The 17,809-nt window shown below is 67.4% G+C and carries 18 protein-coding genes; 10 read left to right on the top strand and 8 right to left on the bottom strand.

The genetic code is table 11. The annotated features are described in order from the left end of the window. Positions 1–12 precede the first annotated feature (12 nt). The 3 genes from MU582_05135 to sucC form a co-directional block, all read right to left on the bottom strand. Positions 13–906 (bottom strand): DUF1707 domain-containing protein, encoded by an 894-nt coding sequence (locus MU582_05135; protein UPK76025.1) that lies wholly within the window; start codon positions 904–906, stop codon positions 13–15. A gap of 127 nt (positions 907–1,033) precedes the next feature. Next, the gene (gene sucD / locus MU582_05130; protein ID UPK76024.1) at positions 1,034–1,924 is read right to left on the bottom strand and encodes a succinate--CoA ligase subunit alpha; all 891 of its coding nucleotides are present in this window, start codon (positions 1,922–1,924) and stop codon (positions 1,034–1,036) included. Between the two features lie 10 nt (positions 1,925–1,934). Next, on the bottom strand, positions 1,935–3,098 hold the full coding sequence (sucC, locus tag MU582_05125) for an ADP-forming succinate--CoA ligase subunit beta (protein UPK76023.1): 1,164 nt from the start codon (positions 3,096–3,098) through the stop codon (positions 1,935–1,937). Between the two features lie 161 nt (positions 3,099–3,259). Between sucC and MU582_05120 the strand changes: the two genes are divergently transcribed. From MU582_05120 to MU582_05110, 3 genes are all read left to right on the top strand, one after another. Further along, positions 3,260–4,147: an alpha/beta fold hydrolase gene (locus MU582_05120; GenBank protein UPK76022.1), complete on the top strand. Its 888-nt coding sequence runs from the start codon at positions 3,260–3,262 to the stop codon at positions 4,145–4,147. Between the two features lie 77 nt (positions 4,148–4,224). After that, a complete protein-coding gene (locus tag MU582_05115) occupies positions 4,225–5,079 on the top strand; it encodes a M23 family metallopeptidase (GenBank protein UPK76021.1) in 855 nt (284 codons plus the stop codon). A gap of 221 nt (positions 5,080–5,300) precedes the next feature. Next, positions 5,301–6,086, top strand: coding sequence for a M23 family metallopeptidase (locus MU582_05110; protein ID UPK76020.1), 786 nt, complete (start codon positions 5,301–5,303; stop codon positions 6,084–6,086). A gap of 87 nt (positions 6,087–6,173) precedes the next feature. On the opposite strand, the gene pcrA is transcribed toward MU582_05110, so the two are convergent. Next, complete coding sequence (pcrA, locus tag MU582_05105; protein ID UPK76019.1) at positions 6,174–8,546, bottom strand: DNA helicase PcrA; 2,373 nt, start codon at positions 8,544–8,546, stop codon at positions 6,174–6,176. Between the two features lie 197 nt (positions 8,547–8,743). Between pcrA and MU582_05100 the strand changes: the two genes are divergently transcribed. From MU582_05100 to MU582_05085, 4 genes are read left to right on the top strand one after another with little or no spacing between them, the layout of a single operon-like run. Next, positions 8,744–9,628 (top strand): hypothetical protein, encoded by an 885-nt coding sequence (locus MU582_05100; protein ID UPK76018.1) that lies wholly within the window; start codon positions 8,744–8,746, stop codon positions 9,626–9,628. Then, positions 9,625–10,521, top strand: a complete 897-nt coding sequence (locus MU582_05095; GenBank protein UPK76017.1) for a hypothetical protein — start codon at positions 9,625–9,627, stop codon at positions 10,519–10,521. Before MU582_05100 ends, MU582_05095 begins: the two co-directional genes overlap by 4 nt. Next, positions 10,518–10,892: a GntR family transcriptional regulator gene (locus MU582_05090; protein UPK76016.1), complete on the top strand. Its 375-nt coding sequence runs from the start codon at positions 10,518–10,520 to the stop codon at positions 10,890–10,892. The genes MU582_05095 and MU582_05090 overlap by 4 nt, the downstream gene beginning before the upstream one ends. Positions 10,893–10,910: 18 nt before the next feature. After that, positions 10,911–11,435, top strand: a complete 525-nt coding sequence (locus MU582_05085; protein UPK76015.1) for a GNAT family N-acetyltransferase — start codon at positions 10,911–10,913, stop codon at positions 11,433–11,435. 10 nt (positions 11,436–11,445) lie between these two features. Here MU582_05085 and zwf read toward each other — a convergent pair whose 3' ends face one another. The 3 genes from zwf to MU582_05070 all read right to left on the bottom strand — a co-directional run bounded on the left by zwf (position 11,446) and on the right by MU582_05070 (position 14,951). Then, positions 11,446–12,900, bottom strand: coding sequence for a glucose-6-phosphate dehydrogenase (gene zwf, locus MU582_05080; GenBank protein ID UPK76014.1), 1,455 nt, complete (start codon positions 12,898–12,900; stop codon positions 11,446–11,448). A gap of 123 nt (positions 12,901–13,023) precedes the next feature. Further along, complete coding sequence (locus MU582_05075) at positions 13,024–13,671, bottom strand: response regulator transcription factor (GenBank protein ID UPK76013.1); 648 nt, start codon at positions 13,669–13,671, stop codon at positions 13,024–13,026. Next, positions 13,668–14,951 (bottom strand): PspC domain-containing protein, encoded by a 1,284-nt coding sequence (locus MU582_05070; protein ID UPK76012.1) that lies wholly within the window; start codon positions 14,949–14,951, stop codon positions 13,668–13,670. Before MU582_05070 ends, MU582_05075 begins: the two co-directional genes overlap by 4 nt. Before the next feature lie 143 nt (positions 14,952–15,094). On the opposite strand from MU582_05070, the gene MU582_05065 reads away from it, so the two are divergent. From MU582_05065 to MU582_05055, 3 genes are read left to right on the top strand one after another with little or no spacing between them, the layout of a single operon-like run. Beyond that, positions 15,095–16,327 (top strand): PspC domain-containing protein, encoded by a 1,233-nt coding sequence (locus MU582_05065; GenBank protein UPK76011.1) that lies wholly within the window; start codon positions 15,095–15,097, stop codon positions 16,325–16,327. Beyond that, entirely contained in the window at positions 16,324–16,530 is a 207-nt protein-coding gene (locus MU582_05060) for a hypothetical protein (protein ID UPK76010.1), read from the top strand. Before MU582_05065 ends, MU582_05060 begins: the two co-directional genes overlap by 4 nt. Beyond that, entirely contained in the window at positions 16,523–16,723 is a 201-nt protein-coding gene (locus MU582_05055; protein UPK76009.1) for a PspC domain-containing protein, read from the top strand. Before MU582_05060 ends, MU582_05055 begins: the two co-directional genes overlap by 8 nt. Here MU582_05055 and MU582_05050 read toward each other — a convergent pair. Further along, positions 16,692–17,729 (bottom strand): glycerophosphodiester phosphodiesterase, encoded by a 1,038-nt coding sequence (locus MU582_05050; protein ID UPK76008.1) that lies wholly within the window; start codon positions 17,727–17,729, stop codon positions 16,692–16,694. The two genes, MU582_05055 and MU582_05050, sit on opposite strands and share 32 nt — an antisense overlap. Between the last annotated feature and the right edge of the window lie 80 nt (positions 17,730–17,809).

Below are 17,809 nucleotides of genomic sequence, written 5' to 3'. Positions count from 1 at the left end.
TTGGACGCGGGCTCATCCCCCCGAGAACGCATACCTCTGCGTGGTCTCGCCGGCCAGCGTCGTGTTCAGGTAGCCGGTCTCTTGGTACCCGTTCCGTACGTAGATCTGGACCTGCGACGACCCGTTTCCCCCACCCATCCTGATGTAGAGGAGCCGGGCATCCTCGACATTCAGCTCGGTCAGCGCGGACTCGAGGTTCTCGAACAGCCGGTCGAGGTCCACGTCGCGAAAGTCGATCACGGCCTGATCGCGTAGGCCGGAGGAAGCGGCCTCCGACGCACGCAGCACCGGGTCGTGCGGATAGAACGACCACGTCTGGTAGGCGGGATCCGCGCCGGCGAGAGGTTGATTCAGCGTGGCGTACTCCGGATAGAACGACGCGTCTATGAAGAAGTCTCCGCGCTTGTCCCGATACGTTTCGATGAGTGCTCGGATGTCCGCCTCGGTTGCCGTCCACGCACCGACCTGCGGCACCCGGATGCCCTTTCTCGACGGAGCCGCCGTGCCGAGCTCGTCCTCGACGTCGCTCCACCTCACGACGTGCTCGTCGCTGACCGCCGACTCCGCCTCGCTCATCAACCCGGTCGACGCATCCGGCGCATCGGAGCCGTCGCCGCCGATCTTCCAGCCGACGAAACCGAGCACAGCGACGGCGGCAACGGTCGCGATGACAAACCTGCCCCGACTCGGCCCCGGCTCCGGCTCTGGCTCCGGCAGGACCTCCTCGACCTGAAGGTCCGCGACCACCTCGGCGAGTTCGCCGAGCGTACGCGCCCCGAGAGTCGCGGCTACCCGGGACTCGCGTTCGTCGGCATCGATCTGCCCATCGACGTACGCGTCGTCGAGCGCGGCGACCACACGGTCGCGGTCGTCGTCGCGGGCTCGCTTCTCACCCGCGTCGCTCACAGCTGCCGTCCGACCATTAGCGGCTCCCTCCGCCGGCATCTGTAGATACACGAACGGCGCATCGTCCTCCGGCGTCTGGTGGCCGGAGCGCGATGCGCCGTCCGAGAGTGGTCCTTGGCTCTAGTGCCTAGCCGAGGCCCTTCAGGATCTCGCGCATCAGGTCTGCCGTCTCCGAGGGCGTCTTGCCGACCTTGACACCGGCGGCCTCGAGGGCCTCCTTCTTCGCCTCGGCCGTACCGGACGAGCCGGACACGATCGCACCGGCGTGGCCCATCGTCTTGCCCTCGGGTGCCGTGAACCCGGCGACGTAGCCGACGACCGGCTTGGTGACGTTCGCCTTGATGAACTCGGCCGCCCGCTCTTCTGCGTCGCCGCCGATCTCACCGATCATCACGATCGCCTTGGTGTCCGGATCGGCCTCGAACGCCTCGAGAGCGTCGATGTGCGTCGTACCGATGACCGGGTCACCACCGATGCCGATCGCCGTTGAGAAGCCGAAGTCGCTCAGCTCGAACATCATCTGGTACGTCAGCGTGCCCGATTTCGACACGAGTCCGACGGGACCGGAACCCGTGATGTTCGCCGGCGTGATGCCGGCGAGGGCTTCACCCGGTGTGATGATGCCGGGGCAGTTCGGGCCGATGATCCGGGTCTTGCGCCCCGGCTCGCTCGCGTACGCCCAGAACTCGGCGGAGTCCTGCACCGGCACGCCCTCGGTGATGACGACCAGCAGTGGCATCTCGGCGTCGATGGCCTCGATGACGGCATCCTTGGTGAATGCCGGGGGCACGAAGACGACCGACACGTTCGCGCCGGTCTTGTCCATCGCCTCCTGGACCGTGCCGAACACCGGCAGCTCGACGTCGCCGTGCTGCACCGTGGTGCCGGCCTTGCGGGCGTTGACGCCGCCGACGACCTGCGTACCGGCGGCAAGCATGCGCGCGGTGTGCTTCGAGCCTTCGCTCCCGGTGATGCCCTGGACGATGACCTTGGAGTCCTTGTTCAGAAAGATTGACATCCGTGCCTCCTCAGCGGCTCGCCAGCTCGGCCGCGCGGTCCGCGGCACCGTCCATCGTGTCGACCATCGTCACCAGCGGATGGTTGCGCTCGGCGAGAATGCTCCGCCCCTCGTCGACGTTGTTGCCGTCCAGGCGTACGACGAGCGGCTTCGTCGCCTCGTCGCCGAGCAGATCGAGTGCGCCGACGATGCCGTTCGCGACCGCGTCACAGGAGGTGATGCCGCCGAAGACGTTGACGAACACCGACTTCACCTGCGGGTCGTTCAGGATCACGTCGAGACCGTTCGCCATCACCTCGGCCGATGCGCCGCCGCCGATGTCGAGGAAGTTGGCCGGCTTGACGTTTGAATGCTTCTCACCGGCGTACGCGACCACGTCGAGCGTCGACATGACGAGCCCGGCGCCGTTACCGATGATGCCGACTTCGCCGTCGAGCTTGACGTAGTTCAGCCCCTTGGCCTTGGCCTTCGCCTCCAGCGGGTCTGCGGCGGCCTTGTCTTCGAAGGCCGCGTGACCCTCGTGACGGAACTCGGCGTTCTCGTCGAGCGAGACCTTGCCGTCGAGCGCCTCGAGCGTGTCGCCCTCGAGGCGGGCCAGCGGGTTGACCTCGACCAGAGTGGCGTCTTCCTTGGTGAAGACGTCCCAGAGCCGCTGGACCATGGTCACGGCCTGCTCGCTCAGCTCGGCCGGGAACGCGGCCTCCCCGACGATCTCGCGGGCCTTCGCCTCGTCGACACCCTTGCCCGGGTCGATCGAGATCTGCTTCACGGCGTCGGGGTTGGTCTTCGCGACCTCCTCGATCTCGACACCGCCCTCGACGCTCGCGATGCACAGGTACGAGCGGTTGGCCCGGTCGAGGAGGAAGGAGAAGTAGTACTCCTCGGCGATCTGTGCGGCAGGGGCGATCAGCACGCGGTTGACGGTGAGTCCCTTGATCTGCATGCCGAGGATGTCGCCGGCACGGGCCTGCGCCTCGTCGGGAGTCTTCGCCAGCTTGACTCCACCGGCCTTGCCGCGTCCGCCGGCCTTGACCTGGGCCTTCACGACGACGGCGCCGCCGAGCTGCTCGGCCGCGGCTTTCGCATCTTCGGGGGTTTCTGCCACGACGCCGAGCGTCACCGGCACTCCATGCTTGGCGAAGAGCTCCTTCGCCTGGTACTCCATCAAATCCACTGTGCTGTCCGTCCTTAATGCTGGCGACTGACCGGATGCTCGGGAGAGTTGATCGTGGCCACACGACCTGGGGAAATATGCTCCGTAGGCGTTGTGGACTTTAGTCCCGTCGACTTGCCCGCTCTCAATCGGGTACGTCGGCACGACATCTGGGAGAGGCGATGGCGGAACAACGAGTCGAGTCGGGCGAGGTCGAGCTCGCAGTGCGTACCGGCGGCATCCCCGACGGACCGACTCTGGTGATGGTGCACGGATTCCCCGACACGCAACAGATGTGGGAGCCCCTCGCCGAACGCCTCTGTGCTGACCACTTCGTCGTCACTTACGACGTACGCGGCGCCGGCGCGTCGACGGCACCCCGTGACCGAGCCGGCTACCGGACGGCTCGGCTGGTCGACGACCTGATCGCAGTGGTCGACGCGGTCGCACCGGATCGGCCCGTGCACCTCCTCGGCCACGACTGGGGTTCGGTCCAGCTGTGGGACGTCGTCACCAGTGAGGCGACCGACGACAGACTGACCGGTCGCATCGCATCGTTCACCTCCATCAGCGGTCCGTCCCTTGACCACTTCGGGGACTTCCTTCGTACCGCCCGAAAGACCGGCCACACTCGTGACGCGCTCCGGCAGGTCGCGCACTCCTGGTACATCGCGGCGTTCCACGTACCGGGTGTTCCCGAATGGGTGTTCCGCAGACAAGGCGGGCGACTGCGCGCGTCCCTCACCCGCTCGCAGGGGCTCGCCGACGCGCCGCACTGGCCGTCGACGTTCGCCGAGGACGGCGCCAACGGCGTGAACCTCTACCGTGCGAACGCCACCGGCCGGATGCGGAACCCTCGGCCGGCGACGACGTCGGTACCCGTCCAGGTGATCGTGCCGACGCGCGACGACTTCCTGATCCCGGCGCTCTACCATCGCCTGCCGCGATTCGTAGAAAACCTGACGATGTACGAGGTGGATGCGGGACACTGGGTGGCGCGTACACACCCCGATCTCATCGCCGAACGGGTACGTACGATGACCGGTAGTACACGCTCTGCGACACCCTGAGCCGCCCGGGCTTCCGTCGCAGTGACGTTTCCGTTATTCTCTGGCGAGTCTTTGCCCGCAATCCGGAGGTTCGTTTCGTGCCGTCGCGCCGCGCACCGAAGCGCAGGGCCGAGCCATCACGCGCCTCACGTACCTCCCATCGCGCCCCGAAGCAGAAGGGCGGCAAGCGGGCGTACCGCCAAGACTCTCGGACCGTACGCACCCCGAAGCGAACGCTCCCGTCGTTCTCGATGCCGATCGCCGCGGGTGCCACCGCCCTGGTCATCGCGGGAGTCGGAGCCGTCACACTCGGGCCCGCGACCGGCGACGGATCCCAGACCGGCCAGGAGTACCCCGCGCTGAGCGGTGACGTCGCTGCCGCCGGCTCGCTGGCATCACGCGACCCCAACGTCAACGCTTTCGACCCGAGCCGTGACGCCGACCGGGAGCTGCTCGAGAAGCAGGCCGAGCAACAGGCCGAGCAGCGCCGCCAGGCCCTCAAGCAGCTCGCCGCGAAGACGCAGAAGCAGGCCAAGAAGCTCGAGTCGACCCAGTGGGTGCTTCCGCTGGCGGGCTACCGCATCACCGCGACGTTCGGGCAGGCCGGTCCGTACTGGTCGTCGGGCTATCACACCGGCCTCGACTTCGCGGCCGCATCCGGCACCCCGCTGGTCGCGGTAGCATCCGGCACGATCACCTCGACCGGCTACGACTCCGCGTACGGCAACCGGACGATCTTGACGCTCGAAGACGGCACCGAACTCTGGTACTGCCACCAGACCACCATCGAGGTCGAGGTCGGCCAGACCGTCGGCCCGGGCGATTCGATGGGCACCGTCGGGTCGACCGGCAACGTCACCGGGCCGCATCTGCACCTCGAGGTTCACCCCGACGGAAGCGATGAGGGGATCGACCCGTACGCCGTCCTGGAGGACCACGGCGTCAGTCCGTGACCCTGCCCACAGCGTTCGCGTACGAACTTGTTTCTCCATGACCGGCTGGTAGCGTCGGGGGCTCCGTCCGCTACCAAAAGGTTCCATCTGTGTCGCCAGACTTTCCGTCGTCATCTGGGGGTAGCGGCGACGACTCATCCGAAACGCAGCAGCAGGAGTCACCGAACGGAGCGGGTTCCCATCGCGCGCCGAAACAGCGCCGCCGGAACCCCCTGCGCCGAGTGCCGGTCTCTGCCATGGTCGGTGTCGCGGTCCTCGCGACGGCCGGCGTCGGCGCCGTACAGACGGCGTCCGATCCGGTCGGCGAGGTTTTCGCCGCCGAGCCCGCAACGCTCTCGACCCCGCTGGCGGCGCCACAACCGTCGCTCAACCGGGCCAACTCCCCTGATGTGAGCCGCAGCATCAGCCGCGCGACGTTGGAGCGGCAGGCCGAGACGCAGGCGCGTCAGCGCAAGGCCGCACTGAAGCAGTTGGCGAGCAAGTCGGAGGACCAGGCCGACAAGCTGCTGAAGGAACAGAAGCGCAAGGAGCGGCTCGCCGAGCAGCGCGAGGAGGCTGCCGAGGAGGACAGCGACGGTCTGGCACTGTCGGGCGAGGCTCCGGCCGAGGGTCAGTGGGTGCTCCCCGTCGCCGGTTACACCCTGACGGCGACGTTCGGCGAGACGAGCTCGTACTGGTCGACCGTGCACACCGGACTCGACTTCGCTGCCGCATCGGGCACGCCGCTGGTCGCCGTCAGCTCGGGCACCATCACCTCGACGGGCTACGACGGCGCGTACGGGAACAAGACGGTGCTGACCCTCGACGACGGCACCGAGATCTGGTACTGCCACCAGACCTCGATCAGCGTCAGCTCCGGTCAGACGGTCTCACCCGGCGACCAGATCGGCACCGTCGGCGCGACCGGCAACGTCACCGGCCCACACCTGCACCTCGAGGTACGCCCGGGCGGCGGTGAGCCGGTCGACCCGGACGCCGCGCTGCAGGAGCACGGCGTCGACCCGTAGCCTCTACCGGCCCACCCGAGAGTTCGTACGCCTTCGTACCACCCTGCGCTCCCGCGCTGGTACGAAAGCGTACGAACTCTCGTCGGGTCAGAGCTTCTCCACCGGGGCGTAGCGCATCAGAAGTCGCTTGACGCCCTCGGACCCGAAGTCGATCGAGGCCACCTGCTTATCGCCCTCGCCGTCCATCGCGACGACCGTGCCCAGGCCGAACGTGTCGTGAGTGACCCGGTCACCCGGTGACAGGCTCGGGACTGCCCGCTGACGCCCGGCCGACGCGATCGACGTGCTGCGCATCGGCGTCGCCCGGCGGGTGGTGACGGCGCCGCCCTCCCAGCGGGTCGTATCGGCCTCGGTGCGGCGCCAGTCGACGAGATCGGTCGGTAGCTCCGCGATGAACCGCGACGGCGGGTTGTGCGCCGGAGCTCCCCAGGCGGAGCGTACGACCGCCCGGCTGACGTACAGCCGACGCTCGGCGCGGGTCAGGCCGACGTACGCGAGGCGCCGTTCCTCCTCGAGCTCCTTGGGCTCGCCGATCGAGCGCTGATGGGGGAAGACGGCGTCTTCGAGACCGGTGAGGAACACCACCGGGAACTCCAGGCCCTTGGCCGTGTGCAGGGTCATCAGAGTGACGACACCGGCGTCCTCACCGTCTGGCGAGTCCGGTACGGAGTCGGCGTCGGCGACCAGCGCTACCCGCTCGAGGAACGCATCGAGCGACCCCGGCGCGAAGGTCTGGTCATCGCTGTCTGCCTCCTCGTCGACCAGCGCCGCGTCGGCAACGAACTCGCGAGCGACCGCGACCAGCTCGGCGAGGTTCTCGAGACGAGTTTCGTCCTGCGGGTCGGTGGAGTTCTCGATCTCGGCGAGGTAGCCGCTGCGCGACAGAACGGCCTCGAGTACGACATCGGCCGGCTCATCGGCGTCGACGAGGCCCTGGACCTCGCGGATCACCTCGGTGAACTTGGCGATGGAGTTCAGCGACCGGGTGGCGAGGCCGGGCGCCTCCTCCGCGCGCTGCAGCGCCTCCCAGAAGGTGATGCGCTCGCGGTCGGCGTACGCGCCGACACAGGCCTCTGCGCGGTCGCCGATTCCACGCTTGGGCGTGTTGAGGATGCGCCGCAACGACACTGCGTCTGCGGGGTTGACGAGCACCCGGAGGTACGCGAGGGCGTCCTTGATCTCCTTGCGTTCGTAGAAGCGGACGCCGCCGACGACTTTGTACGGCATGCCCGTACGGATGAACACTTCTTCGAACACACGGCTTTGTGCGTTTGTGCGGTAGAAGACGGCGACATCTCCGGGGCGTGCGAGACCCTCATCGGTGAGCCGGTCGACCTCGTCGGCGACGAACTGTGCCTCGGAGTGCTCATCGTCGGCGACGTAGCCGACGATGCGCTCCCCGCGTCCCTCCTCGGACCAGAGGTTCTTCGGCTTACGGGACTCGTTGCGGGAGATGACGGCGTTGGCCGCGTCGAGGATGGTCTGGGTCGAGCGGTAGTTCTGCTCGAGCAGGATCGTCGTGGCTGTCGGGAAGTCTGCCTCGAACTCGAGGATGTTGCGGATGTTCGCGCCGCGGAACGCGTAGATCGACTGGTCGGAGTCGCCGACGACGAGCAGATCGGACTCCGGGTCGTCACAGAGCTCGCGTACGAGGGCGTACTGCGCGTGGTTGGTGTCTTGGTACTCGTCGACGAGCACATGGGTGAAGCGGCGCCGATACTGCTCGCGTACGTCGGGGAACGCGCGGAACAGGTTGACGGTGTTCATGATCAGGTCGTCGAAGTCCATCGCGTTGGCGTCGGTGAGCCGGCGCTGGTACGTCGCGTACGCCTCGGCGTAGACCCGCTCGGTGTCGTTGCCCGCACGAGCGGCGGCGGCCTCGTGGTCGACGAGCTCGTTCTTGGCGTTGGACATCCAGTTCAGGATCGCCCGTGGGGTGAATCTCTTCGGATCGAGCTCCAGATCGCGGCAGACGAGCGTCATCAGGCGGCGCGAGTCGGCGGAGTCGTAGATCGAGAACGAGGACGTGAACCCGAACTTGTTGGCGTCCTTGCGCAGGATGCGTACGCAGGACGAGTGGAAGGTCGAGACCCACATGATCTTCGCCCGACCACCCACCAGCGACGCCACCCGCTCGCGCATCTCGGCCGCTGCCTTGTTGGTGAACGTGATCGCGAGGATCGAACCCGGATGGGCATTGCGCTGACCGATCAGCCAGGCGATGCGCCGCGTGAGCACCCGGGTCTTGCCCGAACCGGCGCCGGCGACGACAAGCAGCGGACCGCCCTCGTGCGTGACGGCCTTGCGCTGCGAGTCGTTCAGACCTTCGAGCAGCTCCTCGGCGCTCGGACCGCGGCGCTTGCGCGGCTCCTCTGCCTCGGGACCGACGGAGTCACTCGCACTGCCGGTCGACTCTGCTGGCGCGGCGGCATCGGATGGGACCGGAAACGGAAGAGTCATATCGCCTCTCAGCCTACGTTCCGCGACTGACAGCGTCGCCGCGGCGTCGTACCTGTTGCCGCTGCGTCGAGTTTGCGGACTTTTCGGTCGTGCGCGGGCGCTGCAGCATCGAAAAGTCCGCAAACTCCGGATGACGGTTGCGTTTGTACTGCCACAGATGATACAAAAAGCGGTACAAACACCTGCGGAGGTGCGCGATGGTCGAAGTCCTGAAATGGCTCACGTACACCGTCGCCATGTCTGCGGTCGGCATCGCGGTCCTGTGGGCGTTCTGGACCCGAACGTCTGCCGGCGTCGGCGAGCAGGTGCGCAAGCTGACCCCGCCCGAGGGCGTCCGGCTCGATGCGGCGTCTCGGCATGCGATCTTCGAGGAGCTGTACGAGCGAAGGCGCACCGGCTTTCACGCATCGATCGTCGTGTACGTCGTGCTGATCATCGCGACCCATCCGATGTATCTGCCGGATCGACTGTCCGACAGCGCTCACTCGGTGGCATGGGGTGTCGCGCTGTTCTCCGGCTACGCACTGGGCGAGGTGTACGCCGCGACGAGAGCCGCACGCGAGCCGCGCACAACCCACCGGGTGGCGACGTTGTCGCCGCGCAGTGCCGCCACGTACCTCTCCCCGCTCGAACGCTTCGCTCAGTGCGCGCTCCTTGCGCTGCTCGCCGTCGGTGCCGTAGCGCTCACCGTCGAGGCGATCGCCGGCGACGAGCCGACCTGGGCGATGTACGCGATGGTCGTCTGCTGGATCTGGCTGATCGCGGCCGTTGCCGCTGTCACCGCGCAGCGCTGGGTCCTCGCGCAGCCCCCACCCCTTGACGGCGACCGGTCGCTCATCGTGCGCGAGTACGTCACTGCGTACGCAATGCAGCAACTGCACAAGGCGATCTGGATTTCGGGCGGGCTGGCGTACATCACCGCAGTCAGCGCCGCCCTCGGCCCGATGCCGACCGGCGCCGAGCTACTGGCGGGGTACGCACCGATCGCGCTCGCCTTCGCCGCGGTACTCGGCTACCGACACTGGCGCCAGGTGCCCGATCCGGTCTGGCACTTCGCGCGTACGGAGACGAGCGCGGCATGAGCGACGCGATGCATTACCTGATCGCCCTCGGCGGCTTGGAAGTGATCACGCTGCCGTTCCTCATCATCGGGTGGCGAAGGGCAGAACGAGACGCGCGCAAGGAGATCGCAAAGCTCACCCCGCCGGAGGGGCTCGCGCTGAGTGACACCGGCATGGAATGGCTCGTCGACCGGCTCATCGAGCGAACTCGGTCGTGCGTGGCTGCGACAGGCGTGCTGACTCCCATCGTGGGCTGGGCATCGCTCGCCTTTCGCGACGTGCCACTCGTCCATGAAATCGGCGGCCAGGCGTTCATCTTCGCTATGGGTGCTGCATCCCTGGCCGGTTGGACGCTCGCCACCATCACGTCCGCACGAGCCAGTGCTGGACCACGTCGGTCTGCGCCGCTCACCGCGCGGACCTCCCGCACGTACCTACGCCCGTGGGAGTACCGACTGCAAGCCGCACACCTTCTCACTGCCGCGGCTTCCGTTGCGGTGGTCACCATACTTTGGTTCGCCGGACCGATCGACGGCACGCAAGGACCCTTCTATGCAAGCCTTACAGTCGCCTGGCTTCTGCTGTTGACGATCATCGGGCTGCTCAAGCGCTGGACGCTGCGCACGCTGCCCGCCGTCGATGAAGACCTGCACGTCGCCCGCGAACTGATGGTGTCGGTCGCAGTGCGGAGCCTCGTTCGCATCCAGCTCCTGTGGGTCGCCGTCCTGGGCTGCGTCGGAACCACGTACGCCTACGTCACGATCGACGGCTTCCCGTCGGAGCTGAACCTCGCACCGCTGTACGTTGCGGGCGCGATCGGCCTTGTCGCGTACATCATCCGCACCAACCGCGAGGACGCGAACACCCCCGCACCGGAGTGGTACTTCGCCCGTACGCTGGAACCCACCTCATGAACCTCATCGTCGTCGACACCTCGACCAGCGAACCGCCGTACGAGCAGGTGCGGCGGCAGATCGCCGCACATGTCGCATCGGGTGAGCTGAAGTCCGGCCAGAAGCTGCCGACCGTACGTCAGCTCGCCGCCGACCTCGGCCTGTCCAACAACACGGTCGCCCGGGCGTACCGCGAGCTCGAGGCGGGCGGCGTGATCGCCACGCACGGCCGCAAAGGCACCTTCGTCTCGAGCACGCTGCTCGACCAGGCCACCGGAAGTCGCCCCGACGCACAGGACGCCGCCGCCGAGTACGCCGCACTCGCCCGCCGCCTCGGGCTCTCGCTACCCGAGGCCACCCGTCTCCTCGAGGCGCGCTGGTCCGACCGCTGACCAAGGTACGATCCCGCCATGTCGATCACGCTCACCGAACTCGTCTCGAGCGACCGCAACGCACTCGTCGACTTCCTTGTCAGCAAGGGTCCTTGGCCTTTCCACGGTCGCCCGCGTCCGACCACGGGGCAGATCGAGAAGGCGTGGGACGACGGAGCGTACACGAGTCAGACCAACCGCACCTGCTGGCTGGTACAAGACGGCGACCGGATCGGCGTCTGCGCCGTCTCCGATCTGAGCGACGACACGCCGATGCTCGACTTGCGGATCGTACCCGCGATGCGCGGCCGCGGGCTCGGTGTCGAATCCCTACGCACGGCTACGGCCTGGGTGTTCGACGGGTGGCCGCACGTACGCCGGTTCGAGGGCACGACCCGGGCCGACAATCTCGCCATGCGCAAGACATTCGAGCGTTGCGGATTCGTCCGCGAGGCGTACTACCGTCAGGGCTGGCCTTCAAGCGACGACACGATCCACGACGCCGTCGGGTACGCAATCCTGCGTACTGATTGGGAATCCGGCACCACGACCCCGATCCCGTAGCAGACCGACGTCACGATCCGGCTTCGCGCCAGACCCGCTCGAACGGTAGCCGCCACGCATGCGGCGCGATCAGCTGGTGGATGGCGTTCGGGCCCCACGAGCCCGTCGGGTACGACCGCACCGGAGGCGGGTTGTCCAACAGGGGCTGGGAAATCTCCCACAGCCGCTCGATGCCTTCGGCGGCCGTGAACAGCGTACGGTCGCCGCGCATCGCGTCCAGGATCAGCCGTTCGTACGCCTCGAGCAGATCGCCGGCATGGCCGGTGTCCTGCATCGCGAACTGCAGGCTCAGCTTGTCGAGCTTCATCCCCGGCCCGGGCCGTTTGCCGTAGAACGACAGCGACATCTTCGACGAGTCGGCGAGGTCGAAGGTCAGATGGTCGGGGCCCTGGGCGCCAACGCCTGAGCCGGTGGGGAACATGCTCTTCGGCGGCTCCTTGAATGCGATCGAGATGATCCGCTTGCCTTCCGCGAGCTGCTTACCGGTACGCAGGAAGAACGGCACGCCCGCCCAGCGCCAGTTGTCGATCTCGGCCTTGAGAGCGATGAACGTCTCGGTGTCGGAGTCCTCGGCGACGCCGTCCTCCTGCCGGTAGCCGACGTACTGGCCGCGTACGACGTTCGCCGGGTCGATCGGTGTCATCGACCGGAAGACCTTGTACTTCTCATCGCTGATCGAGTCCGGCTCGAGCGCCGTCGGCGGCTCCATCGCCATGAACGCAAGGATCTGGAACAGATGCGTGACGACCATGTCGCGGTACGCCCCGGTCGACTCGTAGAACGCGATCCGGTTGCCGATACCAAGCGTCTCGGGCACGTCGATCTGCACATGGTCGATGAAGTTCCGGTTCCAGATCGGCTCGAAGAGTCCGTTGGCGAACCGGAACGCCAGAATGTTCTGCGCCGGCTCCTTGCCGAGGAAGTGGTCGATCCGGAAGATCTGTTGCTCGTCGAACGTCTTGTGCAGCGTGGCATTGAGCGCAATCGCCGTACGTAGGTCGACACCGAACGGCTTCTCCATCACGACCCGTGACCGCGGCACCAGACCCGCCTCCGACAGGGTCGACACCACGTCGAGCGCCGCCTTCGGCGGCACGCTCAGGTAGTGCAGCCGCCGGGGCTCACCGCCGAGCTCCGCCTCGGCGGCCGAGACCGCCAGCGCGAGGTAGTGCGAGCCCGCGTCGGTCGGCACGTAGCGGATCCGGCCCGCGAAGTCTGCCCACTCGTCATCGGTGACCTCGACGCTGCCGAACTCATCGCACGCCTTGCGGGCAAACGTACGAAAGGACTCGTCGTCGTGTTTGTCCAGTGAGCTCGCGACGACCTCGAGCCCGGGGATCAGCCCCGACCGGTCGAGCTTGAGCAGACCGGGTAGCAGCTTGCGCTGCGCGAGGTCGCCGGTCGCTCCGAACAGCACCACGACGTACGGGTGCTCTGGTCCCATGGCTGAGTCATTCGTACCCATGGTCCCCATCCTTACGCCTCCCCCCGCTGGGCCGCACGTTTCAGCCCCGAATTTCGCGAGATCGGGGCCGAAACGTGCGGCCCAGCGGGGGAGGTACCCAGGGGTTACGGGGTACGGCGGCGCTCAGATCAACCGGCGGTCGCTTGCCCAGCGGGTCAGCTCATGACGCGACGACAGCTGCAGCTTGCGCAGCACGCTCGACACATGCGTCTCGACGGTCTTGATCGAGATGAACAGCTCCTTCGCGACCTCTTTATACGCGTACCCGCGTGCGATCAGGCGCATGACCTCGCGTTCGCGTTCGGTAAGCCGGTCGAGATCCTCGTCGACCTGCGCGACCTCGATGGTGCCCGCGAACGCGTCGAGCACGAAGCCCGCGAGCCGCGGTGAGAACACCGCGTCACCGTCGGAGACTCGCCCGATCGCCTCGATCAGGTCCTTACCGGCGATGCTCTTCGTCACGTAGCCGCGAGCGCCGGCGCGGATCACCCCGATCACGTCCTCCGCGGCGTCGCTGACCGACAGCGCAAGGAAGCGCATCTCCGGGACCTTACGGTGCACCTGGGCTATCACCTGCGTACCGCCGCCGCCGGGCAGGTGTACGTCGAGCAGCACCACGTCAGGACGCTGCTCGACGATCACCGCAACCGCGGTGTCGACGTCCTCGGCCTCGCCGACGATCTCGACTGCGCCGTCGATCTCCGCACGTACTCCCGTGCGGAACAGCGCATGGTCGTCGACCAGCACGACCCTCAGTCCGGGCGTCGTCACGATTCGTCTCCTTCGTCGAGTCGGTGCCGTGGCATCGACAGTCTCACTTCGGTCCCTTCGCCGGGCGCGCTGCGGATCTCGGCGGCGCCGCCGTGGCGCTCCATCCGCGCGACGATCGACTCGCGAATACCCATTCTCGTCCCGGTTGCGGCGCTGGTGACGCCGCCCGGGTCGAAACCCTCACCGCGGTCACGTACGAACACCGCGACGTCGTCAGCACCGACCTCCGCATATACGTCGATCGACGAAGCGCCGGAATGCTTTGCAGCGTTGACGATCGCCTCGCCTGAGGCGCGTACGAGCGCATCTCCGTGTGCGTTGAGCGCGATGTCGCCGACGCCGACCACCTCGACCGGCACGCCGTGGTCGTCCTCGACCTGGGCGGCAGCGGCATCCAGCGCACCGCGCAGGGTCGTCTCCGGCGGGCGGCGAGAGCCGTAAAGCCACTCTCGCAACTCACGCTCCTGCCGACGCGCCAACGTCGCGACCATCTTCGGGTCGTCGGAGTTCTTCTGCAGGATCGCGAGCGTCTGCAAGACCGAGTCATGCAGATGGGCGGCGACGTCGGCGCGTTCCTGCGTACGTGCACGCTCCGCGCGCTCGGCACCGAGCTCGCGAGTGAGCCGGTAGATCCACGGCCCGACGAGCAGCGCTATGCCGACGATCGCGATCAGCAGCATCGCGGAAACGTCGAGCAAGGCGTCCATACCGCTCTGCTGGGCGACCGCGAAGATGACCGCCGCCGAGACGAGTGCGACCCCCGCCGCCAGCCGGGCGACCGACGCCCAGCCGGTCGGCTGCGTGACCCAGCGGTTCCAGGTCGACTGGTCGGCCTGGCGCCACACCATTGCAACGCCGAGGACGGCGATCAATACCGGGATGAGTGCGCTGGTGCCGAGTCCCCAGCCGATCGCCTGGGTGAGCAGCAGGACGCCGAGGCCGACGGCGAGCAACGCGAACGTCTGCACCGGGTCGCTGAGCGCCTGCGGTCCCCGCGATCCGGGAGTACGTAGCCCTCGCCGCGTCGCCGCGCCGATTCCGGCGGGTGCGTCCGGGTCCCTATCCGGCTCGATCGGCAGCAGCCACCACATCAGGCCGTACATGAGGATGCCGACACCGTTGAACCAGGTCGCGACCACGAACACGACGCGTACCCAGAAGGCATCCACGCCGAAATGCGCGGCGAGCCCTTCCGCGACACCGCCGATCATCCGCTTGTCGGCAGGCCGGTATGCGCGCCGGTATCCGTGCGCGCTTCCGGAGGCCGAGGTCGCTGTCATTCCACCGATCGTCACACGCGCGCGCACTCGCGCGCCATCGGGAGTCGCCCAGACCAGACCCTGACGGTACGTCGAACTGCCCGCGGATGATTCAGGGTCGACCCCGATGGTGCAGGGCCGCCACGCAGGCCACGATGGACGACATGACCACAGAGGAGGGTGCGACGAACGAGCGCACCGATGAGCGCGATGAGACGCGCGGCGAACCAGGGGCCGAGGCCGGCCCCGAGTTCGACCCGAGCCGCTTTCGCACGCTCACGTCAATGCGCCGCGACACCGATGACCGAATGGTCGCCGGCGTCTGCGCCGGTGTCGCCCGCTATCTGAACATCGACCCGATCGTCGTACGGGTGGTCGTCGCCTGCCTGGCGTTCGTCGGCTTCGCCGGGGTCGTCTTGTACGTCGCAGCCTGGCTGCTCGTACCCGAAGAGGGCGACGACGACAGCCTCGTCGACCAGCACCTCCCGGAGACGGTCGACCGCGAGCAGGTACGAAGGATCGGCCTGTTCGTCGCCGCCGCGATAGCCGCGGCGTCGATGCTGGGCGCGGGCTTCACCTTCGTCGGCGCCAGCATCCCGATCGCGCTCGCTGCGCTCGCGCTGTTCTACGTGTTCATCGTCGTCCCGTACAACAAACGCCACGCGAAGTCCGCCGCGGACCGACCCGCAGTCACGCCGACCGCCGACGTCGAGTCGTCGTACGACCCCGACAGCGAGACTCGCCCGCTGGGCACGACGCCCGGCGCCGGCCCGACCCCATCGCAACAACGCGTACGCAACCCGCGCCGCGACTACGGCATCCTGCTCGGCGTCACCGCCACTGTCATCGCCGTCCTCATGGCCGGCATGGCCGTCTACTCCAACACCACCGAAACCATCGACTGGCCGTACTTCCCGCTCGCGGCGATGGTCGTCGTCGGCATCGGCATGCTCATCGGCTCGTTCTACGGCAACGGTCGTCCGCTCGCCCTCCTCGGTTTCCCGCTGGCGGCAGTCCTGTTGCTGACAACAGTCCTACCGACGTACACGATCGGCGACGAACGGCACGAGCCAGCGCTCGCCGCCGATGTCGCCGACACGTACGAGCAGGGCATCGGCAACTTCGTCCTCGACCTGACCGAGATCACCGATCCCGACGCACTCGACGGCCGTACGGTCGAGCTGGAGCAGGGCGTCGGAAGCCTGGAGGTGGTCGTACCCGACGGGCTCGGCGTCGACGTCGAGGCCGATACCGACGCCGGCAGCCTCAAGATCCTCGACCGCTCGACCGACGGGGCACCTGTCTCGCTGCACTACATCGACCCGTCCAGCACCCGGCCGGTGCTCCACCTCGACGTCGAACAGACCATTGGAGAGGTGAGGGTGACCCGCCGATGAAACGCCATCCGCTCGACCCGTTGTCCCTCGTGCTCGGAATCGCGACGCTGATCGGCGCCGCGCTCTGGCTCTCCTGGGACCAAGGCAATACCGACCGCAACGACATCCTGATCGCCGTGCCGCTCATCCTGATCATCGGTGGCATCGCCGGGATCGTCTTGTCCGCAATCGCATCGCACCGCAGGAAGGCCCGCAATGAGTGACCTCGACAAGCCCCGCAAACGACTCGTACGCACCGACGACCGCTGGATCGGAGGCGTGTGCGGCGCGGTCGCGAACTACGTCAACGTCGACGCGAACGTCGTCCGACTGATCACCGTCATCGCCACGGTCCTCGGACTCGGCTCGATGATCCTCGTGTACATCATTGCGTGGATCCTGATTCCGACCGAGTGAGAGATCGCCCTCCGAGCCAGACCGACCGCGCGGCATGGGCGGTGTCGACGAAGTCGGTGAAGACACCGTCGACACCGGCGTCGAAGAAGGCGAAGTACTCGGCTTCCGCGTCGCCCTTCGCCGCCTCGGATCGACCGATCCGCAAGTTGGCGGGCAGGTAGGTGTTCTCGTCGCGTAGCGTCCACACGTGCACGCCGAGCCCAGCGGCATGCGCGTCGCCGACGAGGCGGCTCGGCGCATTGATCCGGTGCTTCCCGTCACGGGGCAGCACCTGATGTTTGCTCGGTCCGATGCGGCTCGCGTACCCGGCGATCTCTGCCAAGCCGGCGGGCGTGCACAGGTCGCGATACGTACGCGGGTCGCCGGAGGCAACCAGATCGTACGGTGCACCGGCCATCATCAACTGGGTGAGCGGACACGCGACCCGCGACGCCAGCTCCCGTAACACCGACACCTCCATCGACTCCAGCCACAACGGGGCGTCGGCGCCGAGCAGGTCGTGGCGAGCGAGATCGGCCAGCAGCGGCTCGACCAGACCGAGTCCGCGGCCGGCGAAGTACGTCGGGTGCTTCAGTTCGAGGTACGCGCCGACCGGCACCGACCGCGCGGCGTTGACCTCGGCGAGGCAGGTGAGCACATCGGCGAGGGTAGGCACCTCGTACCTGCCGTCGTACCGAGCGCTCGCCGGACGCAGGTCTGGGCGGCGTTCGACCGCGCGTAGCGACTTGAGCTCGGCGACGGTGAAGTCCTCGGTGAACCACCCCGTCAGCGGCTCACCGTCGATGTGGCGGGTCGTACGCCGATCCGCGAACTCCGGATGTGCCGCAATATCGGTCGTCGACGAGATCTCGTTCTCGTGCCGAATCACGAGCACGTGATCGGACGTGCTGACGAGGTCCAGCTCGATCCACTCGGCGCCGAGCTCGACGGCGAACTCGATGGCGGCGAGGGTGTTCTCGGGGCGGTACCCGCTGGCTCCGCGGTGCGCGATCACGACGGGTGTCATGACGACCAGTCAACCAGTCGTCGGCGCGTCCGCAGCGCGCGTGGTCGCCGGAAAACCTGTCGCGCACGAGGTGCCGCCAA

The sequence above is a fragment of the Nocardioidaceae bacterium SCSIO 66511 genome, assembly GCA_023100825.1.
Lineage (GTDB): Bacteria > Actinomycetota > Actinomycetes > Propionibacteriales > Nocardioidaceae > Solicola.
The sequence above is the reverse complement of the archived record's forward strand: the minus strand, read 5'-3'. Positions and strand labels throughout refer to the sequence as shown.